Below are 26,242 nucleotides of genomic sequence, written 5' to 3'. Positions count from 1 at the left end.
TGATCACCACTGCCCCCGGTATCGCAGGTATTCACCCAGCACGGCCGAACCCAGCTCTTCCAACTCGGGGATGACGAGCCGGCCATTGACACGGTTGGTCAGGTCCTGCAAGAACTGGGTCAGGCTTGGGTCGTGGCCCAGCTGGAAAAACGTGGAGTGGGTGCCGCGCCGGGTCAGGGAATCCAGCTCGGTCACCGTCTTGCTCAGCGTGACGGGGTGCGTCGGCCAGTTGAACCAGGCCTCACCCCAGGGCTCGAGGTGGGCGGTCGGCTCGCCGTCGGTGACCACCAGCAGGGTCGGGCGCATGGTGTTGTTGCGCGCGAAGAACTGCTGGGCCAGCATCAGCCCGTGGTGCAAGTTCGTGCCCTGCTCATGAACCGGTGGCAGCGCGGTGAGCTGCGAGATATCCATGGACTGGGCGTAGCGGCCAAAGCTGATTAAGGCCAGCTCGTCGCCGCGGAACTTGGTGGAAATCAGATGATGCAGGGCCAGTGCCGTGCGCTTCATCGGCACCCAGCGGCCTTCCGCCGCCATGGAAAATGAGGTGTCGACGAGCAGGGCCACCGCCTGCTTCGTGCGGGATTCGGTCTCGATGACCTCAATATCACCGACTTCGATGTCCACACCGCCATCCGGGGTGCTTGCACCGCCGCCACGCAGCAGCGCATTAGTGATGGTGCGGGTGGTGTCCCACGGTTGGGTATCGCCAAACTCCCACGGCTTCGATGCACCGGTCGGTTCACCGGACGCGCCCGCGGCATGCGAGTCGCGCCGGCCCTGGTTCAAGCTATCGGAGGCATCCTGCAGCAGGCTGGCCCCCAGCTTGCGCATCGCCTGCGGCGACAGTTTCAGTGTGCCGTCCGGCTCCTTGCGCAGCAGCCCGGAATCGCGCAGAGCGCGCTCCAGCTCGGCCAAGGTGCGGGCGCTTATCGACGAATCCTCGCCCAATAGATTCTCAATTGCATCCAGATCCAAGTCCCGCGGGCGGGCCTGGGAGAGCTGGTCAGCAAGGTTGTCCAGGTCACCCAGGTTCTGGATCGCGCCAGTACCATCGCCTAAGCCCAGGCCTTGATCGCCGCGGAACTGCTCGCCGCCGGTCCAATCCAGGTCCGGCCGGATGGTGCGCAGGTGCGAATCCATCTCTGTTAGCTGTGCGAAAAGCTCGGGCGAGCCGAAAGCCTGCGCGGATAGTTCCATGAGCTCGCGGCGCTGTTCGTCTGTCATGGAGTTCAGCATGCGCTGGGCAGCTGCAGAACGCTGCGCCAAAAGGTCGATCAATTCATCGACATTGGCAGGCTGCTCGGGGAATTGGTGTCCCCACTTCGCCATGAAGTTATCGAAGTCCTCCTGGGTGTCCTCACCCAGGCGGTGGGCAGCCAGCAATGTGTTCAGATCGCGCATCATCTCGTTGATGGCGGCCCGGTCTTCATCGGTGGCATTTTCAAGGGCGGATTTCATGCCGGCGAAACGCTGCTCCAGCATCTCTCGTCCCAGAAGGTCCTTGATCTGCTCGAACTTCTCGCTCGCCTCAGACGATGCCCAGTCATAGTTGGACAGTTCATTGACCGCCGCTGCCGGGGAGTGCGGCAGATTCTCCAGCTGCATCTCGCGCAGCGTGCGGTCGGTGTCATCCATGTCGATGTCGCGGGCGAGCTGGCCACGTTCGGCGAGCACCGCCTCGTTGAGAAGCTTCTGAATGTCTTGCATCGTGCCGCCGAGGTTGTAGCGGTCCAGGATTTCCTGGCGGGCTTCGAAGGTGCGCTCCATCAGGTCATCGATGCCTGCGCGGCGCAAATACTCGCGCAGGGCTTGCTCGGGGGAGTAGCCGGCCATTACGTCGTCGGCGATCTCTCCGAGGGCACGTGAAAGGTCCGGCGGGGGAGCCAGCGGGTCGGGGCCGCCGGTATATCTGGTATACCGGCGCCGGTTCCGGCCGGAGCCGGAGTTGTGAACATTAGCCATAGATCGTGTCGCCCTCCCCCGAATCCTTCGAGATCTTGCGCGACAAGAACAAGGTCTCCAGACCCAACTCGATGGCCATGGCGCGCTGACCGATAGTCGGCTCTTCGTCGCCAACGACGAAGGCGGCGACCAGATCGTCGTAAAGCGTGCCCTCAAGCTCTGGGAGGGAGGAGACAAACTCTTCGGCGGTGATGTTTTCGCCGGTCGACACGGTGCGTGTGCCGTCGAGTGCCTCAATCAGTGGGTCGAAATCGATGTCGCGCACCCGTCCGCGCACGGCGTCGGCGGTGGCATTGCGCAGGAGGTACTCCAGGATTTCCCATTCGCGGCCTTCCTCGCCGGACTCGAATTCCACTTTGCCGGCCAACACGTCGACGGCCGCCTCGAGGTCGACCAGGCGGGCGACGGCCTGATCCTCACCGTGGATGGCTGCTCGTCGCAAAGCGCTCGCGGCGATGGTTTCTGCGCCGGCGATCGCGAAACGGGCAGACACCCCGGCGCGCTGGTTCACCGCATCGGAGCTGCGCAGCGCCTGGGTGAACCGGGCGAGGATCTCCAGCAGAATCGCGGGCACCTCGGCGACCAGGTTCGCCTCTTGCCTGATCACGCGCAGTTCATTGTCCAACTCCAGTGGATAGTGCGTCCGGATCTCCGCGCCGAAGCGGTCCTTGAGCGGGGTAATGATGCGGCCGCGGTTGGTGTAATCCTCCGGGTTGGCGCTGGCTACGATCAGCACGTCCAGCGGCAGGCGCAGCGTGTAGCCGCGGATCTGAATATCGCGTTCCTCCATCACGTTGAGCATCGCCACCTGGATGCGTTCTGCAAGGTCGGGCAGCTCATTAATAGCGACGATGCCGCGGTTGGAGCGCGGGATCAGGCCGTAGTGGATGGTCTCCGGATCGCCTAAACGCCGGCCCTCAGCCACGCGCATTGGGTCCACGTCGCCGATCAAGTCCGCCACAGAAGTATCTGGCGTGGCTAGCTTTTCGGAATAACGCGAGCTGCGCGGCAGCCATGTAATGCGCAGGTCATCGCCCTTCTCCTCGATCAGCTCACGTGTGGAATCCAGCACCGGAGCCATCGGGTGTTCACGCAGTTCAGAACCTTGAACCACGGGCACCCACTCGTCGAGAAGCGCCGTAATGCTGCGCAGCAGGCGGGTCTTGCCCTGGCCACGTTCGCCGAGCAAAACGATATCGTGGCCGGCGATAATGGCGCGCTCGACCTGGGGGATCACCGTGTGCTGCAGGCCGAACAGGCCAGGCCACGGATCCTCGCCAGCGCGCAGTTTCGTCAGTAGATTCTCGCGCAGTTCTTCGCGCAGGGTGCGGTAAGTGTGTCCGGAAGTTTTCAGTTCGCCGAGTGTAGAGATATTTGGTCGTGAGGTCATAGCCCCAGGCTACCCATGTTTGATGTGATTAGACTGTGGGGGCAATGGACACCACGATTTTGCTCATCCGCCACGGCAAGACCCCCACCACCGGCCAGATCCTGCCTGGCCGCGCCCCAGGGTTGCACCTTTCTGATGCAGGTGTGCGCCAGGCCCGCGAGGTCGCCCGCCGCATCGAGCGGCTCGATGCGATCTATTCCTCCCCGCTGGAGCGTACCCAGGAGACGGCGGCGCCTACCGCGGAGAAGTTCGGGCTGCCGGTGCTTATCGACGAGCACCTGATCGAATGCGACTTCGGCGAATGGACTGGGGCGAAGCTCACGGAGCTAGCGAAGCTGAAAGAGTGGAAAGTCGTTCAAAATGATCCGGAGGCTTTTCGCTTCCCAGACGGCGAGAGTTTCGTCGACATGCGTGACCGGATTGCCGCGGGCCTCACAGCGATTGCTCGCGCCCACCCCGGTGAGGTGGTGGCCTGTTTCAGCCACGCCGACCCCATCAAAGCTGCGGTGACCTGGCTCGATAACCAAGACCTGAATGCTTTTCAAAAAGTTGCGGCCGATACCACTTCGATCACCGTGGCGCGTGTGGGCCCGACCAGCCGCGAGGTGCTGGTGCGCAACTCCACCAGCGGTGACCTCGTGCTGCCGGAGTAGCCATGGACGATCTCGAATTACTCGCCCGCGGCGAGGTTGGCTGGGTGGCCCAGATCCAGGATTCCTCCAACGGCACATTCGTCTTGGACTTAACGCTTGACGACGACTACGCCTGGGCCGTGTTCAAACCGGCACTGGGCGAGGCGCCGCTGCATGACTTCCCGCCGGGGCTTTACCGCCGCGAGGTGGCCGCCTACCAGCTGAGCAAGCACCTGGGCTGGAACCTGGTACCGCCGACGATCGTGCGCGACATTGAACCTTTCGGCGTGGGATCCCTGCAGCTTTTCATCGAGCACGAAGGCTGGCACTACTTCCCGATGGTGGACCAGCGCCCCGAGCTTCATCTGCAGCTGCAGAAAATGGCGGTATTCGATCTGTTGGCCAATAACACGGACCGCAAGTCCGGTCACTGTCTGCTGGGCACAGTGCGCGATGGTGAAGAACAGGTCTGGGGGATCGACCACGGCCTCTGCTTCCATAGCGATCCGAAATTGCGCACCGTGATCTGGGATTTCGTCGGCACTAACATCCCACCGGAATGGGTAGCCCAGGTAGAGACACTGATCGACGAGGTCCCCGAAGCTCTCGCCGACCTGCTCACCGGAGAGGAAGTCGCAGCCCTGCAGCGGCGCGCCAACCGCATCTCACGGCTGCCGTGGCTGCCCCAGCCGACCAGCGAGTACCCATTCCCGTGGCCGCTGGTTTAAGCGTGTGAGGCACCTTCGATAGTGACGTTGGTGGACTTGATCACGGCGGTGGCCATGGTTCCCACCTCTAGCTCAAGCTCATTTACGGCCTCCGTGGAGATCAGCGAGACCACGCGGAATGGGCCACACAGCAGCTCAACCTGGCTCATTACAGGATCGGAGGTCACTTTTGTGACCAGCCCGGTGAGGTGGTTGCGCGCCGAGCGCTTCCCGGCGCCCGCATCGAGCGCGTCGAGGTCCTTTTCTTCGGCAATTTCTTGGGCGACGGCGGCCAACTCGGCACCGTCGACCACGCTGCGCCCGGACTCATCCTTGGCGGAGCTGAGACGCCCCTGGGACACCCAGCGACGGACAGTGTCATCGGAAACACCTAGAAGGTGAGCTGCGGTACTGATCTTAATTTTCGACATAGTCTCACCATATACGCTTGATCACATGAGTAATAGAGAAAGCATCATTGGGGTGGACCTTGCCGCCGAGCCATCGCGCACGGGGGTGGCGGTGCTTAACGACGACCACCTCGCCTCCGTCACCGTGGGCGTGAGTGATGAGGACATCGTCAGTGCGATCGCGGGTTCGCAGCGCGCTGGGATCGATGTTCCTTTCGGGTGGCCGCTCGCATTTACGGAGTTCATCGGGGCCCATGCACGCCACTCGCAGCTTGCACCGCAGTCGACCGATACGGTGTGGCGGCGCACGATGGCATTGCGCGCGACAGACCGTGACATTCACACGCGCCTCTCGATGACACCTCTGAGCGTGTCCACCAACCTCATTGCCTACCCGGCGCTGCGCTGGGCTGGGATCGAAGCGCGGTTGAGGGAACAGGAGATTGATACCCGCCGTGACGGTGCAGGGCGTGTGGCCGAAGTATATCCCGCGGCAGCGTTGAAAGTGTGGGGCCTCGCCTTCCGTGGTTATAAGGGGAAGGGGAAATCGTCGGCACGCGAAGAAATCCTGGAGGGTTTGAAGCTCAAATTCCCTGCGCTGCGCTTTGATGACGCGGTTGAGCAGGCCGTGTGTGAAGACGATAATGCCCTCGACGCGGTGATCGCTGCGTTGGTGGCCCGTGAAATCGCCCAGGGAAACACGCAGCCGCCCCCGGCTGAACTGCGGGAGGCGGCTGCGGTGGAGGGATGGATTCACGTCCCTACGCGCTAACCGCTGAGGCATGCTGGTGTCCTCGAGGTCTCGAGTGGCTCTGGCTTCGGAGCGGACAGATCAATGCCGAAGAACTTGTCCACGCCCTTCACATTGAACTGGGTTGTGTCAGAGCGGGAGTTGTTGGAGGTATTCCACTGGGAGACCACTAAGTCCTTGTTTTCTTCACGGTGTACTCACTTCATGGAGAGCGGAGGGGTTTCACACGAATGTGACACGAAATATTGATGCACTTGACAGTCGAAAACACTGTGGACATCAGCACGATTTCGCGTGTCAATTCCGCAAGCAAGCGTGCTGCCCATGGCCTAATCTTTTGAGGTATGAATGATTTTTCCGGCCACACGATCATCATCACAGGAGCTGCATCGGGCATCGGTCGTGCGACGGCGTTGGAGGTAGCTCGTCGCGGGGCAACGGTTGTTGCGGTGGACCGGGCCGATAGCGTTGATCAGCTTATCGACGAGATCACCGCTGCAGGTGGTGTAGGCGAAGCCATTCACGGCGACCTGACTGACCGGGGCATTGTCCGTGCTGCGGTGGAACGCGCCATCGATCTTGGTGGGCAACTCGGGCCGGTTAACAACGCAGGGGTGATGGATGGTTTCGAGGGCGCAGCCGATGTCAGTGATGAAATCGTCGAGCGATCCTTCGGCATTAACCTTTACGCACCGCTGAACATGGTCCGGGAGGTCCTGCCACACATGGTGCAGGCAAAAACGGGGGCCATTGTCAACGTCGGGGCGGAGGCGTCCTTTCGCGGCGGGGCCTCAGGCGTGGCAGATACCATGGCGAAGCATGCCTTGGTGGGGCTGACGCGCAACACTGCCTATACCTATGCGAAGCGGGGGATCCGTGCGAACCTCATTGGCCCGGGAAGCGTGGAGACAAACTTGGCGAGTGGTTTCAATGTTGCAGACCTCAATCCAGAGCACGGCATGGATGCCATAGCTCCGGTTCACCAGGCTGCAATTCGCACCGCGAAACCGGAGGAGCTCGCTCGCGTCATAGCTTTTCTGCTGTCGGACCACGCCAGTTACGTCAACGGTGCTGTCATCCCAATCGATGGTGGGTGGATGGCCGGGTGGGGCAGCGTCCTGGGAAATGCTTACAGCGTTGAGGTACTCCCCTTTTGGGGGGTGAGTCGGCGGGAGCGACGTCATGTAGTTCAGCCCTTATAGGTCGGATCATTTAAGATGCTCCGATGTGATTGAATTTCTGGAAAGCAACGTGCTGCTGACGCTCTTTATCGTCATCGGCCTGGGTACCGCCTTCGGTGCTATCCCGTTTGGGCCTATTAAATTCGGTGCCGCTGGCGCCCTTTTTGTTGGTCTCTTCGTCGGCGCGGTTGTCGACCTGCCGCCGGACGTCCTTACTTCGCTGCAAGATCTTGGTCTCGGACTATTCGTCTACATGATCGGTCTGGAAGCAGGCGAATCCTTCTTCAAGAATATTCGCAAGCAATTCGGCCTCATGGTGATGTCGATCGTCTCCATTGTGCTGGCAGCAGTCACCGCGGTCTTGGTCGGTGGGCTGCTCGGCGTGGCACGCGAAGTATCCGTCGGTGCGTTCGCCGGTTCTCTGACGTCCACGCCCTCGCTGTCGCTGGCACAGGTACAAACCGAATCCGACCTGCCCGCTGTGGGTTATTCCATTGGCTACCCGACGGGCATTATTGTGGCCATCTTGCTGGTCGCAGTGACCATCGGCCAGAACTGGAAGGCCAGCCGTGACGAGGACAACTCGGCTGGTAGTGAGCTGCGTGGCGAGCGCATGGCCGTGCAGCACGCCGTCACCTCGGAGGAGCTAATCGAGGAGTTCGGTTCCAGCATCACCGCTGGCATGCGTCGCCGCAATGGGGTGACCCAGGTGCTTGATTCCGCCTTCGAGCTGAAGCCGGGGGACACCGTCTTCATGATGATGGAAGAAGGTGTGCGTAAGGACGTCGTCAAGCGCATCGGCCGCCCTCTCCAGCCTTTGTCCCGCCGACTGCCCCAGTTAACGGTGCAGAAATTCAGTGTGTCTAACCAGGACATTGCCGGTAACCGCCTGGACAACCTGCCCTTGTACGCACGTTTCGGCGCGCAGACGCTTCGTATTCGGCGTGGCGACGATGAAATACTTGCTACCGACGATGTGAACATCGCACCGGGCGATGTCATTGAGGTGATTGTTCCCACCAAGAATGCCACGCGTTTGGAAAGCTACCTGGGTAACTCAATCCAGGTGGCTAACGAATTGGACTGGATTGCCACGGCGACCGGCCTAGCACTTGGCTTCATCCTCGCGGCGATCCCATTCCCGCTGCCGGGTGGGGCAAGCTTTGTTATCGGTGCGGCGGGTGGACCACTGATTTCGGGCCTCGTCCTTGGCGCGCTCAACCGAACTGGGCGCTTTGCGTGGCAGCTGCCACGTTCGGCGAACTATGCGATTCGCCAGTTTGGCCTCATGCTGTTCCTCGCGTCGGTCGGTACTGCGTCCGGCCCAGCCTTCGCTTCGACGGCCTTCTCTCTGGATGGTTTGATCACGATCGGCCTCGCCGCGCTGGTCGGCCTAGTGGGCTGTGGATCCCTCCTGCTCCTCGCGTGGGCATTTGGGCAGTCGGCCGGCCGCGCCAATGGTGCGGTGGCTGGCCTGCTTGGCCAGCCAGCGGTACTGCAGTACGCGCTGCAGAACTCCAGCGATAACCGGATCATGGACGGCTACTCCACAACATTCGCGGTGGCGTTGATCTTCAAGATCGTCGTCGTACCGTTTATGTTGGTGTAGCTCTTAGGGCACGCGGTGGGTCCACTCTTCGGTGGCATACTTCGTGTCCACGAGGTGCTGGGCTGCGTCGAGATCCTCTTGCGAAAGCTCCGCAGGCTGGGCCCCGTAGCGGTTGGCGAACGTGGTCTTCATCGTGTCGATCACGTCTTCGCGTGGGGCACCGGTCTGGCGGCGCAACGGGTCCACGCGCTTCTTCGCTGAGCGGATTCCCTTGTCGGCGATCTTCGCCTTACCCACGCGCAGCACGTCCATCATCTTGTCCGCGTCGATGTCATAGCTCATCGTGACGTGGTGGAGCACAGTCGAGCCTTTCCGCTTCTGGGCGGCACCGCCGATCTTGCCGCCATCAGAGGTGATGTCGTTGATCGGCACGTACCACGCGTTCACCCCGTGCTCGGCAAGCGCTGCCAAGACCCAGCGGTCCAAGAACTCATAGGAATCTGCGTAGGACAACCCCGCCACCAGCTCCTTCGGTACATAGAGGGAGTAGGTGATGCAGTTGCCGCCTTCCATAAACATGGCGCCTCCGCCGGACACACGACGAACAACTTGCACGTCATGCTCGGCCACACCCTCGGGCTGCAGCTCATTGACGTAGGACTGGTAGGAGCCGATCACGGTTGCGCGATCCTCCCACTCCCAGAAACGTAGCGTAGGGCCACGCTGGCCTGAATCAACCTGGTCCATTAAAAGTTCGTCTAATGCAACGTTCATCACCGTGGGCAGGGGACCGGGGTGGATGATCTCCCAGGTCAAATCGGTGAAGTCGACGGCACCGGTGACTGCGCGGCGCACGGTTTGTGCGACATCGCGGGTGGTGAAGCCGTGCAGGGCCACCCCATCGATGGAGGCTAAAGCAGCATCAAGGCGATTGGTCAGTGCAGCGGTGTCGTCGTTGGTGGAAGCACCCTGCAGGGCGGGCCCCAGGGCATCGTAGGCTTCTTCGGGTTCGAGGAAAAAGTCCCCGGAAATCTTCGCGTTAGTGATCACGTCGCCATCGGTGTCGATGTCGACGACCACCAGTTTTCCTCCGGGGACTTTAGTTTCAGAATGAAATGATTGCGTCATACTCCCCTTTGTACCGGAATTTCAACACACTTGTGTGTCTTAATTCCTGTGGCCGCGGGGGGAGTGAGCGGATGACCTACTTCTCCGCAGCAGCTTGCACCGCAGCACTGACGGCTGGAGCAACGCCTGGGTCCAGCGGCGAAGGCATGATGTAATCGGCCGCAAGCTTGTCGCCGACCTGTTCCGCGATCGCCTTCGAGGCCGCCAGTTTCATCTCCGTGGTGATGCGCGTGGCTCCGGCAGCGAGCGCGCCGTGGAAAATGCCTGGGAACGCCAGGACGTTGTTCACCTGGTTGGGCAGGTCCGAGCGGCCAGTGGCCACGACCGACCCATACTTTTCTGCCAGCTCCTGCGGGATCTCCGGATCGGGGTTGGCCAGGGAAAACAGCAGGGGGTCCGGTGCCATGGTCCGCAGTAGCTCTTCACCGACCTGGCCACGCGAGACACCGATGAATGCATCAGCATCGCGAAAGGCTTCTTCTGGGCCGCCCGTGATTCCTCGCGGGTTTGTCTCGTCGGCAAGCGCTGCCTTGATCGGGTTGAGGCCCTCGCGGTCCTTAGAGATGATGCCGCGGGAATCCAACACCACAATGTCACGCACTCCGGCATCAAGCAGCATGCGGGTGCACGCTACGCCAGCGGCGCCGGCGCCGGAAATGACAACGCGCAGGTCTTCGAGGCGCCGGCCGGTGACCTTGCAGGCGTTGGACATCCCGGCGGTGACCACGATGGCGGTGCCGTGCTGGTCATCGTGGAAGACAGGAATATCCAACTCCTCTTCGAGGCGGCGCTCCACCTCGAAACATGCGGGGGCAGCGATGTCCTCCAAGTTGATCGCGCCGAAACTCGGGGCGATCGCCTTCACCGCGTTGACGATGCCGTCGACATCGTGCACGTCCAACACGATCGGGATCGCGTTAAGGTCAGCGAAAGAGGTGAACAGCTGGCACTTGCCTTCCATCACCGGCAAGGAGGCGTGCGGGCCGATATTGCCCAAGCCTAAAACGGCAGTGCCATCGGAAATCACCGCGACGGTGCGGCCGGTGCCGGTAAGTTCACGGACGCGCTCCGGCTTGTTTTGAATTGCCGTACACGCAATCGCCACACCTGGGCTATATGCGATCGACAAGTCACGCTTGGTCACTAGTTGGCGGGATGACGTGACGGTCAACTTGCCGCCAGCATGGGCGTCAAAGACCTCGGCATCAGTAATCGGACTATCTGGGGATGCGGGTTCAGGAGTGCTCATAGAGACTAGTGTCTCATTGTTTTGTGTTGAAATGTGAAGTTACGACACGGTTAGCCCCGGTAGTGACGTGGGCCATGCCCTTGGTCGCTGAGTGGGCGCGCAAAGACCTCAGTGGTCTCCGAAGCGTGGCGCGGTCCGTCTGATTTTTTGCGCTGAGCGCGACGGGCACGTAGTTTCTCGACTTCGGTGAGGTAAGCACCGTCGATGGGCAGAGAGTTCTCGGCAGGCTCGAGTGTTGCCTCCGGCTGCGGATCAGGTGCTGCGGGTGACTCCGGCTTCTCCTCGCTAGCATCGTCGGGCTCAGAAGCCATGCCATGAGGGGAGACCACGCGCCGGGCGTGTGAGTGGGGGTTGGCCTCGTCGGCAGGATCAAGTGCTGCCACGCGGTCCACGCTTACGACGAGCGCCCCGTCCTCTGCGAGAAATAGTTGACGGGCGCTGCGTGGCCTGTCATCGGGAACCTTCAACGCCGGTAGCTGGTATTCGTCGGCACGCGGAAAACCCGCGTCCAGCACAACGTCACTATCGACGATGAAACCTCGCACGGCAATGGGAGCGTCGGGGTGTCGCTGCTGGGCTGCACGGAGATAACGCAGGAGTGTGTCGTTGAGTCCTTCGCTGATGGTCCCGGCCGCGCGGCCATCGATGGTGGCCACCACGGTGCCATCGAGCTCCACTAGGGTGACAAGCCATTGGCCGGGGGAGTAGAGCACAAGGTCCAGCGCGTCGATTTCCCCGTCCGAGGTGTCCACGGTGAAGGCGGAACCAGTGGGCAGAATCCACGCCTCTGGTGAAACATCGTTGCGGGGAACGGCAAGGTCCGGGGGAGGAAGAAGTACCGCAACCTCGATCCCGGCCGGCCCTCCGGCGCTGATGGTGGCCTTCGTCTCCGGGACGAAACCAGAGGCGATCACGCGGTTAAGCGAGGAAAACTCCTCGCGGACCTCTGCCGGGATCTCCCCGAGCACGCCGAACTCCCAGCGCACACGCCATGCCTGGGTTAGCGGATCAACAGTTAAGGTGACCGGCACTGTCGTCTCGTCATCGCTGGGGACCATGTGCGCGAAAATGGAGGTGGCGACGATATCGTTCACTGGCAGACGGACAAAGTCCTCCAGGGCGGTCGGCGTCAGCCGATAGTGGGGTTGTTCGATCATTACGGCGTCATCACTGCATCCTTTCATCGTGCTCGTCGTGGTTATGCTTAGCCGCCAAGTTTACTCGTTGCGGAAAGTTTTCTTGTGAAGGTACTGGCCAAAGAATGTACTCTTGGCCGAACCTATGGCGGCGAATGAAAACACCATCGAGGGTCTTCGGAACGAATATGGCGCTGCCAGCGTTAGGGGCTGTGTGAACACAAATAATTTTGCATTTGAAGGATTAGTCACCCTCGACGGTGTCAGCGACGCGCTGGTGTGTGGCCCAGACGGGTGTGCGCCGGCGCCCGAAAAGCAAGATAAAGAACGGGCAACGCACGACAACGGCGAAGAAGAGAATATTATGTAACGCATGTACACCGCTTCGCAGCTCGCGCTCGCCTTCGGCCTCACACTGTTAGCGGGTTTGGCAACCGGTATTGGCGGCGCAATCGGGGTTGCGCGCAAAGCACCGGGAGAGCGGTTCATGGCCGCTGCCTTGGGTTTTTCTGCGGGCGTGATGATTTACGTCTCCTTGGTGGAGATCCTGCCCAAAGGCACCGAGGCACTGGCCGAAGAATTAGGAGAGCGTGGCGGGGCCTGGGCCGGGATCGCCGCTTTTTTCGCAGGCATCGCGTTGATCGCGATCATCGATCGGCTCGTGCCCGAGGAAATCAACCCTCATGAGCCGAAAACGCTCCAAGAAGACGCCAAACTGGCCCGGCGCAGGTCGCGCATGATGAAAGCAGGCACGCTGACTGCCGTGGCCCTGGCGCTGCACAACTTCCCCGAAGGCTTCGCCACGTTCATCGCGGCGCTGGAAGACCCAGAGCTGGCCCTGCCGATCGTCGTGGCTATCGCGATCCACAACATCCCGGAGGGTATCGCCGTGTCTGTCCCGCTGCGTGAGGCAACTGGGTCACGGTTCAAAGCGTGGGGTTGGGCCACCCTGTCGGGCCTCGCTGAGCCAGTCGGCGCGCTGGTCGGGTTCTTGTTGCTCATGCCGTTTATGGGGCCGACGACGATGGGCATCGCCTTTGGTGCGGTGGCCGGCATCATGATGTTCATTTCGCTCGATGAACTGCTGCCAACGGCAATCAGCACCGGCAAGCACCACGCGGCCACCTACGGGTTGATCGCAGGCATGGCCGTCATGGCTCTCTCGCTGGTGCTGATGATGTAGCCAGGAGCTGGCTAGAGCTGGCTAGTCCTCGTCGGCAGTGCTCAAAGCGGTGGAACCGGTCGACTGGTTCCCGTTTGTGCGAGCCTCTTCGGCGCGGCGGCGCAGTTCATCGCGCGCCTGGGCTGGGGTGAGGTCATCGTCGTTACGCGTGGACTGCGTGGAGATCAAGGCCTTGGCCAGGGCGATGATGCCCACGATCACAAGTCCCCAGATCAGGCCGACGACAAAAGAGCCGGCGGTGTTGACCAGCCAGCCGATGAATCCGCCGCCAACAGCGGTTTCCCAACCGTGGATGGTCTCGTACGGCCAGTGCATTCCGAACTCGTCGGCGCCGACGACCATGATGTGGCCGCCCACCCACAGCATGGCGATCGTGCCGACCACGCCGATGATGCTCAAGACGATTGGCATTGCCTTGACTAGGGCGCGGCCGAAAGCAGCGCCGGAATCACGCTTGATCATGCCCAGGCCGATATCGTCGATTTTCACAAGCAGTGCCACCGCGCCGTAGACGGCGATGGTGATGCCGATGGCCACAACGATCAGGACCATCGCGCGCATCAGCAGCGTCTCATCAGCAATTTCATTCAGCGAAATCACCATGATCTCTGCGGACAGGATGAGGTCAGTCGTGATCGCGGACTTCACCAGGGAATCCTCGTCCGCGGCGCTCTTATTGGCCGCCTGCTCTTCGGCCTCATCCGAATCGTGCGTGAACTTGTGCACGATCTTATGCGCGCCCTCGTAACACAGGTACGTGCCGCCGACCATGAGGATCGGTGTCAGGGCCCAGGGCGCGATTTCGGAGAGCAGCAGCGCGATCGGCAGGACGATCACGAGCTTGTTGAAGAAGGAACCCTTGGTGATCCGCCAGATCATCGGCAGTTCGCGGGCGGGGGAGACACCGTCGACATACTGCGGGGTCACGGCGGCATCGTCGATGACAACGCCGGCGGCCTTCATCGATGTTTTGCCAGCGAGGGCAGCAACATCGTCGACGGATGACGCGGCGGTTCGGGCAATCAGCGCTACGTCGTCGAGAAGCGCAAGTAGGCCACCAGCCATATACATCAACCTTTCACAAGAAGATCACTATCAAATCAAATTTTGTGCATTTAATTAGTTTCGGGATAAGTCTACTCCTAGCCGCTAAAATCGTCGGGTATGCGAATAGTGTTCATTGGTGCAGGTGCGGTTGGTTCTTGGTTTGCAGGCAGCCTTGCGCGCTCTGGTGCAGATGTCACGGTGGTTGCCCGTGGCGCCACGCTCGAGGCGCTGCGGACCAGGGGCATCGTGCTTAACGACGAGGCTCCCATCCCAGTCGACGTCGTCGAGCATGTTTCTGAGGTTCCAGATGCCGACATCGTGGTGCTGGCAATGAAGGCCACAGGCGAGGAGCTTGACCAGGTATTGGAGGGCGTGAGTGATCACGCGCTTGTGGCCGTGACCCAGAACTCGGTGGAGGTGCCGCACCGGGTAGCGGAGGTCGTCGGCGCCCACCGCACAATTCCCGGAGTGGTGCGCGGCTACTACCACCACACGGGGCCCGCGCAGGCCGAGTTTCATGGCGGCCCGTGTTCCTACACCTTTGGTACGTGGGACGGGCGTGACGACGAGCGCGTGAGAGCTTTCGCTGCTGCTTTGGACAAGGCAGGGGTGGACGCCATCGTGCGCGACGATATTTTCGTGGACGTGTGGGAGAAGGCCATGTTCGTCACCTGCGCCGGCGTGCTAGGTGCGGTGGTCGATGCCCCGCTGGGTGTGCTGCGTACCCCGCCGTGGCGGGCAACTTTGGAGGCCTTGATGCGTGAAGTTGCCACCGCTGGGCGTGCGATGGGGGTGCCTTTAAGTTCTGACGTTGTGGACCGCACGATGGAATTCGCTGACCGGATGCCGGCGGAATCAACCACCTCCATGCAGCGCGATATCGCAGGTGGCAGCGCTGGTGAGCTTGATTCGCAGGTCGGGGCGATTGTCCGCGAGGCGGCTCGCGGCGGGGTCTCGGCCCCTGTGCATGAGTTCGCGCTCAACCTTATTTACGCGAAGTTAGGGTAGGGTTAGCTAACATGACTGAACTTTTAACATCTACAGCACGTGTACAAACCGACCGCGCGGCGCGCTACGGCAAGCAACTAGCGTCGCATTTTTCCAGGAAGCTGAATACTCACTGGGACTCTGATGCAGCCCGCGGCTCGCTAGAGTTTCCGGGCGAGGGTGTCGAAGGAAAGCCGACTCAGGTAGACCTTATTGCTAGCGATGACGTCTTGATGATGAACATCACCGCCGACGAAGAAACCGTCGAGCGCCTCGAGCGCGTGGTTGCCGTTCACCTCATCCGCTTTGGCATGAAGGACAATCTTGAGGTGACCTGGACCCGCAAGGGCGGTGAAGAGCACCGCTACACTGCCGCAGATCTTGAGCAGTAGCTTTAGGGCAGTTGACAAAGCAGATACAGATTTGCTTAACTAAAGAGCGTACCCACGGGTGCCCCACGTTCATGGGGCTGAGATAGCCAGAAGATGCTGGCGGACCGTTGAACCTGATCCGGTTAGTACCGGCGCGAGGAAGGAATGGTTTTGACTACACCTGTATCAAGCCCTGTAGTGAAATCCCGCAGCCTGAAATGGCGCGTCATCGATATTGTCACCGCCGCTGTGTTGGCCGTGGCGTGTGGTTTGATCTTTTGGTTATGGAATCTGGTCGGCTACGCCGGCTTCACCGCACTTAATATTTTCACCCCAGGCTTCGGCGGCCTCGTCGCAGGCATGTGGTTTTTGGGCGGTGTGTTGGGCGGATTGGTGATCCGCAAGCCGGGCGCAGCGTTGTTCGTCGAGCTGGTCGCGGCTATTGTTTCCGCTTTGCTGGGTAGCCAGTGGGGCGTAGAGACCTTGTACTCCGGCATCGCACAGGGCTTAGGCGCGGAGCTTGTGTTCGCCGCTTTTGCTTATCGACGATTCACCCTGCCCGTCGCCGCACTGGCCGGCATCGGAAGCGCCATCGGCGCATTCCTCCTGGAACTGTTCACCAGCGCGAACCTGGCAAAAACACTCGAGTTCAACCTGATCTACCTCAGCTGCCTCGCCGTGTCAGGCGCGGTGTTAGCTGGCATTCTGGGCCACATCCTGGTCAAGGCTCTGGCACAGACTGGTGCACTGGATCGTTTCGCAGCGGGCCGCACGCGATGACATCCACTGACACGCCGGCCATCAGGGCCGGCGATCTGGCATACCATCATGCGGTGCGCCCTACCCCCGCATTTCAGGGCGTGGATTGGGTCGTCCAGCGCGGTGAAGCAGTATTGCTCACTGGCGATTCTGGCGCCGGCAAGTCCACCTTGTTACACGTGATCGCGGGTCTGCTCGTCGACGATGAGGAGGGCACCCGCACTGGCCACTTGGATGTCCGCGGGACCGTGGGCATGGTGCTGCAGGACCCTGATTCCCAGGTCATCTCCTCACGTGTAGGCGACGACGTCGCCTTCGGCTGCGAAAATCTTGGCGTACCCCGCGATGAGATTTGGCGGCGGGTGCAAGCCGCTCTGGATCTGGTTGGACTGCACGTACCCTTGGACCACCCGACGACGAAACTGTCCGGCGGGCAAAAGCAGCGCCTCGCGTTAGCGGGCGTGCTGGCGATGGGGGCGGACATCTTGGTGCTTGATGAACCGACCGCTAACCTCGACCAGGAAGGTACCCGCGCCATCGTGGAGGCCACCGCGCAGGTGCTTGAGCGCACGGGCGCCACGTTGATCGTCGTTGAGCACAATCCGGGCCCGTGGCTGGGGCTGATCGATTCGATCTACCGCCTGGACCGAAGTGGTCTGGAACTGATCGAGGAGTCCGATCTTCCCGGCCCGCCCGACCTGCCCCCGGCCCACCATGCGCAGGGTGCGCCCTGGGCAGTGCATGCCGACGAGTTGGTGACCACCTGGGGTCCGCCCCGCACGTTGGAGCTGCCGGAAGGTTTCTCCACCGTCATGACTGGGGCCAACGGGACCGGAAAGACGACCCTTGCTACCACGCTGGCTGGGCTCGCCCCAGCCGTCAGCGGGGATCTCGACTATGCAGAATCAATCCGCCAGGGCCTGAACACCCTTGCCACGCAGTGGAAATCCTCGCAGCTGGCGCAGCGCATCGGTTATGTTTTCCAGGACCCGGAGCATCAGTTTGTGGCCCGCACCGTCTATGACGAGCTTGCGGTCTCTGGGGCGGAGGCTTCGCGTATCGACGAGCTCCTGCAGCGCCTGCGCCTCGAGCATGTGGTGGAGGCGAATCCGTTTACTTTATCGGGCGGGGAGAAGCGCCGCCTGTCCGTGGCTACGGCCTTGGTCAATGCGCCTGCGTTCGTGGTGTTGGATGAGCCCACATTTGGGCAAGACTCTCGCACCTTTGTGGAGCTGGTCCGTCTGATTCGCGCGCTGACCGAGGCCGGCACCACCGTCTTATCCATTACGCACGACGAGCATTTCACCCGCAGCCTGGGCGACCACAGGGTGGTGCTGACATGAACCTGATCGCAGGCATCAATCCTGTTGCTCGTCTGATCGGCATGCTGGTGCTCACCACTCCATTGCTGCTCACCTTGGACTGGGTGTCAGCGGTGGTCGCCTTAGCGGTCATCCTCCTCGGTGCACCATTCGTGGGTGTTAGCTATGGTCGGCTGATCCGGCGCGCGTGGCCCATCTTGGTGGCGGCCCCGTTGGCGGCGATCCCCATGGCGCTCTATGGCCGACCCGGCGGGGACACTCATGCGGAATTCTGGTTGATTCACATCACCGATAACTCCTTACAGCTGGCCGGGGCCATGTTTCTCCGCGTGCTGGCCGTTGGCTTGCCAGTCATCGTGCTGTCCGCCGACGTGGATCCCACAGATCTTGGCGACGGGCTGGCACAAAACCTGAAGCTTCCGCCGCGTTTCGTCATCGGCACTGTGGCTGCCTTGCGCATGCTGGGGTTGCTGCGCGACGACATCGAAGCGATGCGCCGCTCACGTCGCGCCCGCGGCTTAGCCGATACGGGCCGGTTTAAATACTGGTGGACGATTGTCTTCGGTTTGCTGGTGATGTCGCTGCGGCGCGCATCGAAGCTGGCCACCGCAATGGAGGCGCGTGGTTTTGGCCGCGTGGATAACAAACGCAGCTTCGCACGCCCGGCACGGTTTGGCGGCCGCGAGTGGGCGTTTGTCTTAATGTGCGCGCTTATCGGCATAGGCAGCGTGGTGGTGGCTATACTGACTGGTCACTTCATGTTTTTAGGAGCGCTATGAGTACACGGGTGACAATCCTGGTCGACGGGCCGTCCGGGTCTGGTAAAACCACGTTTGCGACACAGCTTGCGCGCGAGACCGGAATCGCGATCGTCCACCTCGATGATTTTTACCCGGGATGGTCCGGATTGGACGAAGGGGTGCGGATGGTCGTCGAGGACGTGCTTCACCCCACGCGACCTGGCTATACGCGGTGGGACTGGGAAAATGATCGCCCGGCGGAGTGGGTGGATATCGACCCGGGGGCTGACCTCATCGTCGAAGGGGTAGGGGCGCTGACGCAGGCATCGCATGAGGCAGCTTCGGCTTTAGGCGATGTGATCGCGATCCGAATTACTGCACCTTATGCTCAGCGCAAACGCCGTGCGCTGGAGCGTGATCCCGGCTACGCAGAGTACTGGGATATGTGGGCGGAGCAAGAACGGGCGCTGCGGTTGCGCGAGTTTCCCGTTACCGCGGATCTGGTGTTGCGGGGGTAGTGCAAAGGCGGATTCTATTCGCCGTAGGACTGGGGTACGCGCTGGTAAACACACACTGCCCGGCGAGAGGGAGACGTAGCGGGTTTAGGCCCGGCAAAGGAATTGTGAAACGGCACACTTTCATGGTGGAATTACCTGCATCACATTGTCCTCATGGATGTGACCCACGTTTTCCATAGAGATTCCGAAAGGATTTCCGCCGTGTCCCTGAAAAAGATTCTCGCGGTCCTAGCCGCCGGTTCTGTAACCCTTGGCCTTGCATCATGCTCAGACTCCGAAGGAGGTTCCGCGGCAGGCGGCGGAACCGGCGGAGATAATTATGTGTTCGCTAAAGGCAGTGAGCCACAAAATCCCCTGATTCCGGCCAACACCAACGAAGTCGGTGGCGGCAACATCATTGACCTGATCTACTCAGGCTTGGTCTACTACGACAACGATGGTGAGATCCACAACGAAGTCGCAGAATCGATCGAGTTGGAGGGGGACAAGACGTACCGGGTCACACTGAAGGACGGCGTTACTTTTTCTGACGGCAGCCCCGTCACCTCGGAGAACTTTGTCCGCGCGTGGAACAAGGCCGTGGAAGATTCCATGCTGTCCGCATACTTCTTTGAGCCGATCCTCGGCTACGAGGAGGGCGCTTCTGAGATGGAGGGCCTTCAGATTGTCGACGACAAAACTTTCACCATCGAGCTGAACCAGCCAGAGGCAGATTTTCCTACCAGGCTTGGCTACTCGGCGTTCTACCCAATGCATGAGTCTGCATTCGATGACCTCGACGCTTACGGTGAGAACCCGATCGGCAACGGCCCGTACAAGCTTGCCGAATGGAACCACAACCAGGACGCCACGGTGGTCCCTAACGAGGAATACACCGGCGACCGCGCACCTCAAAACGATGGTGTCCAGTTCGTTTTCTACGCACAGACCGATGCTGCATACTCTGATCTTCTGGCGGGCAACCTCGATGTCACGGACGCCATTCCTGACTCCGCCTTCGCCACCTACGAAGACGAGCTGGGGGAGCGGGCAGTGAACCAGCCTGCGGCTGTTTTCCAGTCCTTCACCATCCCGGTTGATGCACCGCACTTCTCCGGTGAGGAAGGCAAGCTGCGTCGCGCAGCCCTGTCGCACGCAATCGACCGCGAAGGAATCACCGAGACCATCTTCGGCGGCACCCGCACCCCAGCGACCGACTTCACCTCGCCTGTCATTCCGGGGCACTCGGACTCCCTCGAAGGAGCAGACGTGCTGACCTACGATCCCGAAAAGGCGAAGGAACTGTTGGCCGAAGCCGATGAGATCGCGCCTTTCGAGGGCGAATTCAAGCTTTCCTACAATGCTGATGGCGGCCACCAGGCGTGGGTGGATGCTGTGGTTAACTCCATCCGCAACACCCTCGAAATCGAGGCAGTGGGAGACCCTTACCCAGACTTCAAGTCCTTGCGCGATGACGTAACCAACCGCACGATCGACAGCTCCTTCCGCACCGGCTGGCAGGCAGACTACCCATCGCTGGGTAACTTCCTCGAGCCGCTGTACGCCACGGGCGCCGGATCCAACGATGGCGACTACTCCAACCCAGAGTTCGACCGCCTGCTGAAGGAAGCCGCTGCCGCACCGGATGCCGAAAGCGCGAACCCAATTTACAACGACGCTCAGGAGATCCTGCTTGAAGATCTCCCCGCGATCCCACTGTGGTACGCGAATGTCAACGGCGGATACTCGGAGAACGTCGACAACGTCACCTTCTCATGGAAGTCCGTTCCCGCCTACTACGAAATCACCAAGCAGTAGTTCAGCCTGAACTCCCAGATGTTCCGAGATTAGTTAAGGAGAGTTGCAGGCATGCTGCGCTATATCGGACGACGATTGCTGCAGATGATCCCCGTGTTTTTCGGGGCCACGCTGTTGCTGTATTCGCTGGTCTTCCTCATGCCCGGCGACCCGGTCGCAGCCCTAGGCGGCGACCGCGGAATTAGTGATGCGGCGCGTGCACGGATCGAAGCCGAATACAACCTGGACAAGCCTTTCATCGTCCAGTACCTGCTGTATCTGAAAGGAATCGTCACCCTCGATTTTGGAACGACATTTTCCGGCCAACCTGTCTCCCAGGTCATGGCCAATGCCTTTCCGGTCACCATCAAACTAGCCATCATGGCACTGGTTTTTGAAGCGGTGTTCGGGATCGCTTTCGGTGTCGTAGCGGGTGTACGACGAGGCGGGATCTTCGATTCCACCGTATTGCTGGTCTCCCTCTTCGTGATCGCGATCCCGTCCTTTGTAATCGGCTTCGTCCTCCAATACGTCGTGGGAGTGAAATGGGGGCTTCTCCCCGTGACCGTTGGCAGAAACGATTCCTTTGAAGCGCTGCTCATGCCTGCAGTAGTTCTCGGAGCATTATCTTTTGCCTACGTGCTTCGCTTGACGCGGCAGTCCGTCAGCGAAAACCTCTCCGCTGATTACGTCAGGACTGCCCGCGCCAAGGGCCTGTCGAATTCCGCAGTGATGAATAGGCACGTCTTGCGTAACTCCTTAATCCCGGTGGTGACGTTCCTCGGCGCCGATTTGGGCGCACTGATGGGTGGCGCCATTGTCACAGAGGGAATCTTCGGGATCAACGGCATTGGTGGGGCCATCTACCAAGCCATCTTGAAGGGCGAACCAGCCACCGTCGTCTCCATCACCACCGTGCTGGTCATCGTCTATATCATCGCCAATTTGGTGGTGGACTTGCTCTACGCACTGCTCGATCCAAGGATTCGCTATGCATAAACCACTGGATGATCTTCCTGCAGATAACCTCGTCGATGCCCGGCTGAAGCGTGGGCAAGAGTACTTCGTTGCAGATACCGACGAGACCGGTCTTGGCGCTGTCGACGCCGTGGCCGATGACTCCGCTCCCAGCTCCCAGTGGTCGGAAGCGTGGCGCTACCTGCGGCGTCGCCCGATGTTCTGGGCTGCGGCAATCCTCATCTTCGTAGCTCTCTTGATGGCCGCGGTGCCCCAGCTTTTCACTTCGACCGATCCCCGCTACTGCGAGTTGAGTAACTCTTTGGGCGCACCTACTGCCGGGCACCCATTCGGGTTCGACCGCCAAGGATGCGATATCTACGCCCGGGTGATCTATGGCGCTCGTGCCTCTGTGACAGTCGGGGTCTTAACGACGATCGTCGTCACACTTATCGGTACTATCGTCGGGTCCATCGCCGGGTTCCTCGGAGGGATCTGGGATACCCTGCTGTCGCGCCTGACCGATATCTTTTTTGCGGTTCCTCTGGTTCTTGCCGCGATCGTCGTCATGCAAATGTTTAAAGACCAGCGCACCATTTGGACCGTTGTTGTCGCCCTAGCCATCTTCGGCTGGACCAATATCGCTCGCATTACCCGTGGCGCGGTGATGAGCGTGAAAAACGAAGAGTTCGTTACCGCGGCACGCGCGGTGGGGGCTTCCAGGTTTAAGGTGTTGACCAGTCACATCCTTCCCAATGCGGCAGCGCCGATTATCGTCTACGCGACCGTGGCGCTGGGCACCTTCATTGTGGCGGAGGCGACCCTGTCCTTCCTAGGGATTGGTCTGCCCAGCACTGTGGTGTCGTGGGGTGGGGACATCTCCGCGGCACAAGCCTCCTTGCGCACGCAGCCTATGGTCCTGTTTTATCCAGCGATCGCCTTGGCCCTGACGGTCTTGAGCTTCATCATGATGGGCGACGTGGTACGCGACGCACTTGATCCGAAAGCGAGGAAACGATGAGCAACACGCACAAACAGCCCGACAAATCGTCGGCAAGCAACGTCGCCCACGACGAGCCCCTGCTTGAGGTGAGCGACCTCAAAATCGCTTTTCGGTCCTCAACCGGGGTGGTCGAGGCCGTCCGCGATTTTGATCTGACGATCTACCCAGGCCAGTCCGTCGCCATCGTGGGCGAGTCAGGTTCTGGCAAGTCCACAGCCGCGATGAGCATGCTTGGTTTGCTGCCCGGAACCGGGGAGGTGACCAATGGGTCGATCAAACTCGAAGGTACTGAGCTGGTTGGCTTGGACAACAAGGGGTGGCGGAAGTATCGCGGGTCCCATATCGGGTTGGTGCCCCAAGACCCGATGAGCAACCTCAACCCGGTGTGGCGCATCGGCACGCAGGTGGAGGAGGCGCTTCACGCGAACAATATCGCGAAGGGCTCCGAGGCCCACGAGCGTGTGGTCACGCTCCTAGAGGAAGCCGGACTGACAGATGCTGAACGACGAGCGCGGCAGTACCCGCACGAGTTTTCGGGCGGGATGAGGCAGAGAGCGCTCATCGCCATCGGCTTAGCTGCCCGTCCCAAACTCTTGATTGCGGACGAGCCGACGTCGGCGCTCGATGTTACGGTGCAAAAGCGCATTCTGGACCATCTGGGAACGCTGACCCAAGAACTGGGCACGGCGGTGCTATTTATTACCCATGACCTTGGGCTGGCTGCAGAGCGGGCGGATTTTGTCGTCGTTATGCACCGTGGACGCATCGTCGAAAAGGGCCCAAGCCTGCAGATTCTGCGCAACCCGCAGCACCCCTATACCAAGCGTTTGGTTACGGCTGCGCCATCGTTGGCGTCGGCGCGAATTCAGTCAGCGAAGGACCAGGGGATCGAATCAGCCGAACTGAAGACTGGGCACGTTGCAACCAGCGAGAATGTGATCGAAGTCCGGGACCTGGTCAAGGAATTTGATGTGAGGGGCCAACGCGGAGACAAAAAGACCCTACGCGCCGTGGACAACGTATCGTTCGGGCTGCGACGTGGCTCCACCCTGGCTTTGGTCGGGGAGTCTGGCTCCGGCAAGTCCACCGTTGCGAATATGATCCTGTCCTTGCTGGAACCGACCAGCGGCACCGTGACTTTTGAGGGGCGGGATATTCAGGGATTAAGCGCGCGGGAACTGTTCGATTTGCGGCGGAAACTGCAGGTGGTCTTCCAGAATCCATACGGTTCCTTGGACCCGATGTACTCGATCTTCCGCTGTATCGAAGAGCCACTGAAGCTGCACAAGGTGGGAAACCGCAAGCAGCGGGAACAGCGGGTTGCTGAACTTCTGGATATGGTCCGGATGCCGCGGTCGACGATGCGGCGTTACCCCAATGAGCTTTCGGGCGGACAGCGGCAGCGTATCGCCATTGCGCGTGCGATGGCCCTGCAGCCCGAGGTGATTGTGCTGGACGAAGCGGTGTCCGCGTTGGATGTGCTCGTCCAAAACCAGATCATCCAACTGCTAGCGCAACTGCAGGAGGAATTCACGCTGTCTTACCTCTTTATCACCCACGATCTTGCGGTAGTGCGTCAAACTGCCGACGATATTGTGGTGATGAAAGACGGCGCCGTGGTGGAGCAAGGGACTGCCGACGAGATCTTTGACTCGCCTCAGGAGGAGTACACCAGAAACCTCATCAATTCTGTTCCTGGGCTCAATATTGAGCTTGGTGTGGGAGCAGAACTCGGGCTGACTAAAGAATCTCGTTGATCAGGTCCATCGGGCGGGGAATGCGCACGCCTTTGTCGGTGACGACGATGGGCCGCTGAATTAACCGGGGGTGGGTGACCATGGCCTCGAGCAGCTCGTCGTCAGGCGTGTCCTTGCTCAGGCCGAGGTCCTTGTACTGCTGCTCGCGGGTGCGGATCGCCTCATGGACGGTCAAGCCTGCGGCGTCGATGAGTTCAGCGAGTGTTTCTTTGGATGGGGGAGTGTCGAGGTACTTGATTACTTCTGGTTCTTCCCCGCGTTCACGCATGATGGCCAGTGCATTGCGGGACGTGGAACACTGCGGATTATGGTAAATCGTGCTCATGGGCACTGATTCTAACCGACAGGTCTAGCCAACAGGGGTAAGTTCAACCTCGTCAGCCCAGGTCAGGTCATATCCGAGGGTGCGCAGCCACTCCATGGGGTTGTCGTCGTGACGCGTGATGCCCTCTACAGCGGCCAGAGTGTTTTCGATGGCGCGCTCGGCCTCAGCAGCGGTGATCAGCCCGGCAGAGGTTGCTGCGGCCAGCTCGTCGATATCAAGCACGTCAATGGGCTCGCCGGTAACAGAGACTAAGTCGACATAGAGATCGCGGGTGGACCAGACATCGCCTTCGGCATTGATGTCTGCGATGTCGAAGTAGAAGTCCTGGGGCTCATCGATACCTTCGCGGAAGTGGAAGATGTTCGCGCGCAGGCCCAGCGCGGGTAGCAGCCAGCTTTCCAGATAACCGAAACGTGGGTGGTTAGCGCCCCGTGCCATGTAGAGGCCAAATTCGGTGGTGTGAAAGGTGTCGACGTCGCGGAGGAAACCTTTGGGGTCCGTGTTGGTCTTGGAGGAGACATCAAAGGTCTCCTGCTTGACCGGGTGGAGATCAACGCCCATGGTGTTCCTCACGATCTTTCTAAGCCTTAAAAACTGCCGCCGTTGGTGCGAATGAACAAGTATTGGTTTCAGTTTTTGCCGCACCGTTTACGGCAGCGATCACTGTGCCATGACCAGTAGGGGCCACTCCCGACAATGTGGTCGGTCCTGTCTTGTTTATCCCGTTGTTATCTAAAGGCGTTACACCCGCCTGCAAAGTAGTGGTATTGAACCAGTACACGTTCATCAAGCCCTGCTCGGGTGCTGCTGCAGGCGTGCCCAAGGCGGTGAAAATGAACGTGGTCTCGCCAGGGCCGGGCTGAGGTTTAACGTCCGGAGTAGGTCCTGGCACAGCGATAGCGCTGGCGGTGGAGTGCATGCCAGGGCCCATGCAGTTCGACGACACGGTTGGCCAGTAGAACTGGGTAAACGGTGGCGCGTCTTCCGGCAGGGGAGGGCCACCGATTTCATCGCCGCCGGCGAAGAACGCCGCTCCGGCGCGAAGCGCGTTTTCGACGTCGGCAGGCACCCATGGCTGGCTGGCAAATTCATTAATGCGCGCCACGGTGTAGTCCGTGGGGCGCCCCAGCTCGTCGATGTAGGTGGAAGCGAATTCGCTACTCTTCTGAGTCCAATGGTTCCAGGCGGAACTTAACTCGGAATTAGCAGTGGCAGCGGGTGCGGCAAGTGCGCCGACGGCCATGACGCCCGCGGTGGCGGACGCGACGGCGGTGCGCAGCTTGGTTGTGGTCATTCGCACGAAACAGTATTCCTAACCATTGAGAGTGTGTACGGTGTGCATTCCTGCAGCCCTATGAAAGGTATTGGCCGGTGATCGCTCGACGTTACACCAAGGCCTGCA

Annotated in this window: 27 protein-coding genes, 1 pseudogene and 1 riboswitch; of the genes and pseudogenes, 17 read left to right on the top strand and 11 right to left on the bottom strand. The window is 60.5% G+C overall.

Annotated features, from left to right (window positions below; all coding sequences use genetic code 11):
• Positions 1–3 precede the first annotated feature (3 nt).
• Both B097_RS0102510 and B097_RS0102505 read right to left on the bottom strand, forming a co-directional pair.
• Positions 4–1,962, bottom strand: coding sequence for a vWA domain-containing protein (locus B097_RS0102510; protein ID WP_018580964.1), 1,959 nt, complete (start codon positions 1,960–1,962; stop codon positions 4–6).
• Positions 1,955–3,352, bottom strand: coding sequence for a sigma 54-interacting transcriptional regulator (locus tag B097_RS0102505; RefSeq protein ID WP_018580963.1), 1,398 nt, complete (start codon positions 3,350–3,352; stop codon positions 1,955–1,957). Before B097_RS0102505 ends, B097_RS0102510 begins: the two co-directional genes overlap by 8 nt.
• A 44-nt stretch (positions 3,353–3,396) precedes the next feature.
• On the opposite strand from B097_RS0102505, the gene B097_RS0102500 reads away from it, so the two are divergent.
• Both B097_RS0102500 and B097_RS0102495 read left to right on the top strand, forming a co-directional pair.
• Positions 3,397–4,005 carry a histidine phosphatase family protein gene (locus B097_RS0102500; protein ID WP_018580962.1) on the top strand — a complete coding sequence of 203 codons (609 nt, stop codon included), beginning with the start codon at positions 3,397–3,399 and terminating at the stop codon, positions 4,003–4,005.
• A 2-nt stretch (positions 4,006–4,007) separates the two neighbouring features.
• Entirely contained in the window at positions 4,008–4,712 is a 705-nt protein-coding gene (locus B097_RS0102495) for an SCO1664 family protein (RefSeq protein ID WP_018580961.1), read from the top strand.
• Here the strand turns inward: B097_RS0102495 and B097_RS0102490 are convergent.
• A complete protein-coding gene (locus B097_RS0102490) occupies positions 4,709–5,122 on the bottom strand; it encodes a TOBE domain-containing protein (protein ID WP_018580960.1) in 414 nt (137 codons plus the stop codon). The genes B097_RS0102495 and B097_RS0102490 overlap by 4 nt on opposite strands.
• Positions 5,123–5,147: 25 nt before the next feature.
• Here B097_RS0102490 and B097_RS0102485 point away from each other — a divergent pair, with 25 nt between their 5' ends.
• On the top strand, positions 5,148–5,873 hold the full coding sequence (locus B097_RS0102485; protein WP_040429238.1) for a DUF429 domain-containing protein: 726 nt from the start codon (positions 5,148–5,150) through the stop codon (positions 5,871–5,873).
• Here B097_RS0102485 and B097_RS13445 read toward each other — a convergent pair.
• Positions 5,870–6,022, bottom strand: a complete 153-nt coding sequence (locus B097_RS13445; RefSeq protein WP_018580958.1) for a hypothetical protein — start codon at positions 6,020–6,022, stop codon at positions 5,870–5,872. The two genes, B097_RS0102485 and B097_RS13445, sit on opposite strands and share 4 nt — an antisense overlap.
• A 174-nt stretch (positions 6,023–6,196) precedes the next feature.
• Between B097_RS13445 and B097_RS0102475 the strand changes: the two genes are divergently transcribed.
• Together B097_RS0102475 and B097_RS0102470 are read left to right on the top strand one after the other, a co-directional pair.
• Positions 6,197–7,054: an SDR family NAD(P)-dependent oxidoreductase gene (locus B097_RS0102475; RefSeq protein ID WP_018580957.1), complete on the top strand. Its 858-nt coding sequence runs from the start codon at positions 6,197–6,199 to the stop codon at positions 7,052–7,054.
• A gap of 25 nt (positions 7,055–7,079) precedes the next feature.
• Positions 7,080–8,642 (top strand): aspartate-alanine antiporter-like transporter, encoded by a 1,563-nt coding sequence (locus B097_RS0102470; protein WP_018580956.1) that lies wholly within the window; start codon positions 7,080–7,082, stop codon positions 8,640–8,642.
• Positions 8,643–8,645: 3 nt separating this feature from the next.
• Here B097_RS0102470 and lplB read toward each other — a convergent pair whose 3' ends face one another.
• The 3 genes from lplB to B097_RS0102455 form a co-directional block, all read right to left on the bottom strand.
• Entirely contained in the window at positions 8,646–9,710 is a 1,065-nt protein-coding gene (gene lplB, locus B097_RS0102465; protein WP_026254251.1) for a lipoate-protein ligase small subunit, read from the bottom strand.
• A 76-nt stretch (positions 9,711–9,786) separates the two neighbouring features.
• Positions 9,787–10,959, bottom strand: coding sequence for an NAD(P)-dependent malic enzyme (locus B097_RS0102460; RefSeq protein ID WP_018580954.1), 1,173 nt, complete (start codon positions 10,957–10,959; stop codon positions 9,787–9,789).
• A gap of 50 nt (positions 10,960–11,009) precedes the next feature.
• Positions 11,010–12,116, bottom strand: a complete 1,107-nt coding sequence (locus B097_RS0102455) for a hypothetical protein (protein ID WP_018580953.1) — start codon at positions 12,114–12,116, stop codon at positions 11,010–11,012.
• Positions 12,117–12,228: 112 nt separating this feature from the next.
• Here B097_RS0102455 and B097_RS0102450 point away from each other — a divergent pair, with 112 nt between their 5' ends.
• Both B097_RS0102450 and zupT read left to right on the top strand, forming a co-directional pair.
• The gene (locus B097_RS0102450; RefSeq protein WP_147287127.1) at positions 12,229–12,465 is read left to right on the top strand and encodes a hypothetical protein; all 237 of its coding nucleotides are present in this window, start codon (positions 12,229–12,231) and stop codon (positions 12,463–12,465) included.
• 3 nt (positions 12,466–12,468) lie between these two features.
• Positions 12,469–13,278 (top strand): zinc transporter ZupT, encoded by an 810-nt coding sequence (gene zupT, locus B097_RS0102445; RefSeq protein WP_018580951.1) that lies wholly within the window; start codon positions 12,469–12,471, stop codon positions 13,276–13,278.
• A 21-nt stretch (positions 13,279–13,299) separates the two neighbouring features.
• On the opposite strand, the gene B097_RS0102440 is transcribed toward zupT, so the two are convergent.
• Positions 13,300–14,343, bottom strand: a complete 1,044-nt coding sequence (locus B097_RS0102440; protein WP_018580950.1) for a DUF808 domain-containing protein — start codon at positions 14,341–14,343, stop codon at positions 13,300–13,302.
• Between the two features lie 96 nt (positions 14,344–14,439).
• Here B097_RS0102440 and B097_RS0102435 point away from each other — a divergent pair.
• The 10 genes and pseudogenes from B097_RS0102435 to B097_RS0102390 all read left to right on the top strand — a co-directional run.
• Positions 14,440–15,333, top strand: a pseudogene (locus tag B097_RS0102435) (2-dehydropantoate 2-reductase); the annotation flags it as partial.
• An 11-nt stretch (positions 15,334–15,344) separates the two neighbouring features.
• Positions 15,345–15,704, top strand: a complete 360-nt coding sequence (locus tag B097_RS0102430) for a DUF2218 domain-containing protein (RefSeq protein WP_018580948.1) — start codon at positions 15,345–15,347, stop codon at positions 15,702–15,704.
• Positions 15,705–15,748: 44 nt separating this feature from the next.
• Positions 15,749–15,861, top strand: a riboswitch (TPP riboswitch).
• Positions 15,855–16,463, top strand: a complete 609-nt coding sequence (locus B097_RS0102425) for an ECF transporter S component (protein WP_237559359.1) — start codon at positions 15,855–15,857, stop codon at positions 16,461–16,463. It overlaps the preceding riboswitch by 7 nt.
• Complete coding sequence (locus B097_RS0102420) at positions 16,460–17,785, top strand: ABC transporter ATP-binding protein (protein WP_018580946.1); 1,326 nt, start codon at positions 16,460–16,462, stop codon at positions 17,783–17,785. Before B097_RS0102425 ends, B097_RS0102420 begins: the two co-directional genes overlap by 4 nt.
• On the top strand, positions 17,782–18,543 hold the full coding sequence (locus B097_RS0102415) for an energy-coupling factor transporter transmembrane component T family protein (protein ID WP_018580945.1): 762 nt from the start codon (positions 17,782–17,784) through the stop codon (positions 18,541–18,543). The genes B097_RS0102420 and B097_RS0102415 overlap by 4 nt, the downstream gene beginning before the upstream one ends.
• On the top strand, positions 18,540–19,022 hold the full coding sequence (locus B097_RS0102410; RefSeq protein ID WP_018580944.1) for a nucleoside/nucleotide kinase family protein: 483 nt from the start codon (positions 18,540–18,542) through the stop codon (positions 19,020–19,022). Before B097_RS0102415 ends, B097_RS0102410 begins: the two co-directional genes overlap by 4 nt.
• Before the next feature lie 201 nt (positions 19,023–19,223).
• On the top strand, positions 19,224–20,819 hold the full coding sequence (locus B097_RS0102405; RefSeq protein ID WP_018580943.1) for a peptide ABC transporter substrate-binding protein: 1,596 nt from the start codon (positions 19,224–19,226) through the stop codon (positions 20,817–20,819).
• Positions 20,820–20,870: 51 nt separating this feature from the next.
• Positions 20,871–21,797 (top strand): ABC transporter permease, encoded by a 927-nt coding sequence (locus tag B097_RS0102400; protein WP_018580942.1) that lies wholly within the window; start codon positions 20,871–20,873, stop codon positions 21,795–21,797.
• Positions 21,790–22,776: an ABC transporter permease gene (locus B097_RS0102395; protein WP_018580941.1), complete on the top strand. Its 987-nt coding sequence runs from the start codon at positions 21,790–21,792 to the stop codon at positions 22,774–22,776. Before B097_RS0102400 ends, B097_RS0102395 begins: the two co-directional genes overlap by 8 nt.
• Positions 22,773–24,515 (top strand): dipeptide ABC transporter ATP-binding protein, encoded by a 1,743-nt coding sequence (locus tag B097_RS0102390; protein ID WP_018580940.1) that lies wholly within the window; start codon positions 22,773–22,775, stop codon positions 24,513–24,515. The genes B097_RS0102395 and B097_RS0102390 overlap by 4 nt, the downstream gene beginning before the upstream one ends.
• On the opposite strand, the gene arsC is transcribed toward B097_RS0102390, so the two are convergent.
• The 3 genes from arsC to B097_RS0102375 are packed head-to-tail and all read right to left on the bottom strand — an operon-like array spanning position 24,499 to position 26,134.
• The gene (gene arsC / locus B097_RS0102385; RefSeq protein WP_018580939.1) at positions 24,499–24,840 is read right to left on the bottom strand and encodes an arsenate reductase (glutaredoxin); all 342 of its coding nucleotides are present in this window, start codon (positions 24,838–24,840) and stop codon (positions 24,499–24,501) included. The genes B097_RS0102390 and arsC overlap by 17 nt on opposite strands.
• 24 nt (positions 24,841–24,864) lie before the next feature.
• The gene (locus tag B097_RS0102380) at positions 24,865–25,401 is read right to left on the bottom strand and encodes a ribonuclease FAU-1 family protein (protein ID WP_018580938.1); all 537 of its coding nucleotides are present in this window, start codon (positions 25,399–25,401) and stop codon (positions 24,865–24,867) included.
• Between the two features lie 19 nt (positions 25,402–25,420).
• Positions 25,421–26,134, bottom strand: coding sequence for an Rv1157c family protein (locus B097_RS0102375; RefSeq protein WP_018580937.1), 714 nt, complete (start codon positions 26,132–26,134; stop codon positions 25,421–25,423).
• Between the last annotated feature and the right edge of the window lie 108 nt (positions 26,135–26,242).

The sequence above is a fragment of the Corynebacterium pilosum DSM 20521 = CIP 103422 genome, from assembly GCF_000373805.1.
GTDB lineage: Bacteria > Actinomycetota > Actinomycetes > Mycobacteriales > Mycobacteriaceae > Corynebacterium > Corynebacterium pilosum.
Note: the sequence above shows the minus strand (reverse complement) of the source record. Positions and strands in the feature narration are given on the sequence as shown.

Bases quoted from the DNA above. Each gene is read 5' to 3' on its own strand.
- B097_RS0102510 (WP_018580964.1), bottom strand. From the start codon at position 1,962: ATGGCTAATGTTCACAACTCCGGCTCCGGCCGGAACCGGCGCCGGTAT.
- B097_RS0102505 (WP_018580963.1), bottom strand. From the start codon at position 3,352: ATGACCTCACGACCAAATATCTCTACACTCGGCGAACTGAAAACTTCC.
- B097_RS0102500 (WP_018580962.1), top strand. From the start codon at position 3,397: ATGGACACCACGATTTTGCTCATCCGCCACGGCAAGACCCCCACCACC.
- B097_RS0102495 (WP_018580961.1), top strand. From the start codon at position 4,008: ATGGACGATCTCGAATTACTCGCCCGCGGCGAGGTTGGCTGGGTGGCC.
- B097_RS0102490 (WP_018580960.1), bottom strand. From the start codon at position 5,122: ATGTCGAAAATTAAGATCAGTACCGCAGCTCACCTTCTAGGTGTTTCC.
- B097_RS0102485 (WP_040429238.1), top strand. From the start codon at position 5,148: ATGAGTAATAGAGAAAGCATCATTGGGGTGGACCTTGCCGCCGAGCCA.
- B097_RS0102475 (WP_018580957.1), top strand. From the start codon at position 6,197: ATGAATGATTTTTCCGGCCACACGATCATCATCACAGGAGCTGCATCG.
- lplB (WP_026254251.1), bottom strand. From the start codon at position 9,710: ATGACGCAATCATTTCATTCTGAAACTAAAGTCCCCGGAGGAAAACTG.
- B097_RS0102460 (WP_018580954.1), bottom strand. From the start codon at position 10,959: ATGAGCACTCCTGAACCCGCATCCCCAGATAGTCCGATTACTGATGCC.
- B097_RS0102455 (WP_018580953.1), bottom strand. From the start codon at position 12,116: ATGATCGAACAACCCCACTATCGGCTGACGCCGACCGCCCTGGAGGAC.
- zupT (WP_018580951.1), top strand. From the start codon at position 12,469: ATGTACACCGCTTCGCAGCTCGCGCTCGCCTTCGGCCTCACACTGTTA.
- B097_RS0102440 (WP_018580950.1), bottom strand. From the start codon at position 14,343: ATGGCTGGTGGCCTACTTGCGCTTCTCGACGACGTAGCGCTGATTGCC.
- B097_RS0102430 (WP_018580948.1), top strand. From the start codon at position 15,345: ATGACTGAACTTTTAACATCTACAGCACGTGTACAAACCGACCGCGCG.
- B097_RS0102420 (WP_018580946.1), top strand. From the start codon at position 16,460: ATGACATCCACTGACACGCCGGCCATCAGGGCCGGCGATCTGGCATAC.
- B097_RS0102415 (WP_018580945.1), top strand. From the start codon at position 17,782: ATGAACCTGATCGCAGGCATCAATCCTGTTGCTCGTCTGATCGGCATG.
- B097_RS0102410 (WP_018580944.1), top strand. From the start codon at position 18,540: ATGAGTACACGGGTGACAATCCTGGTCGACGGGCCGTCCGGGTCTGGT.
- B097_RS0102400 (WP_018580942.1), top strand. From the start codon at position 20,871: ATGCTGCGCTATATCGGACGACGATTGCTGCAGATGATCCCCGTGTTT.
- B097_RS0102395 (WP_018580941.1), top strand. From the start codon at position 21,790: ATGCATAAACCACTGGATGATCTTCCTGCAGATAACCTCGTCGATGCC.
- B097_RS0102390 (WP_018580940.1), top strand. From the start codon at position 22,773: ATGAGCAACACGCACAAACAGCCCGACAAATCGTCGGCAAGCAACGTC.
- arsC (WP_018580939.1), bottom strand. From the start codon at position 24,840: ATGAGCACGATTTACCATAATCCGCAGTGTTCCACGTCCCGCAATGCA.
- B097_RS0102380 (WP_018580938.1), bottom strand. From the start codon at position 25,401: ATGGGCGTTGATCTCCACCCGGTCAAGCAGGAGACCTTTGATGTCTCC.
- B097_RS0102375 (WP_018580937.1), bottom strand. From the start codon at position 26,134: ATGACCACAACCAAGCTGCGCACCGCCGTCGCGTCCGCCACCGCGGGC.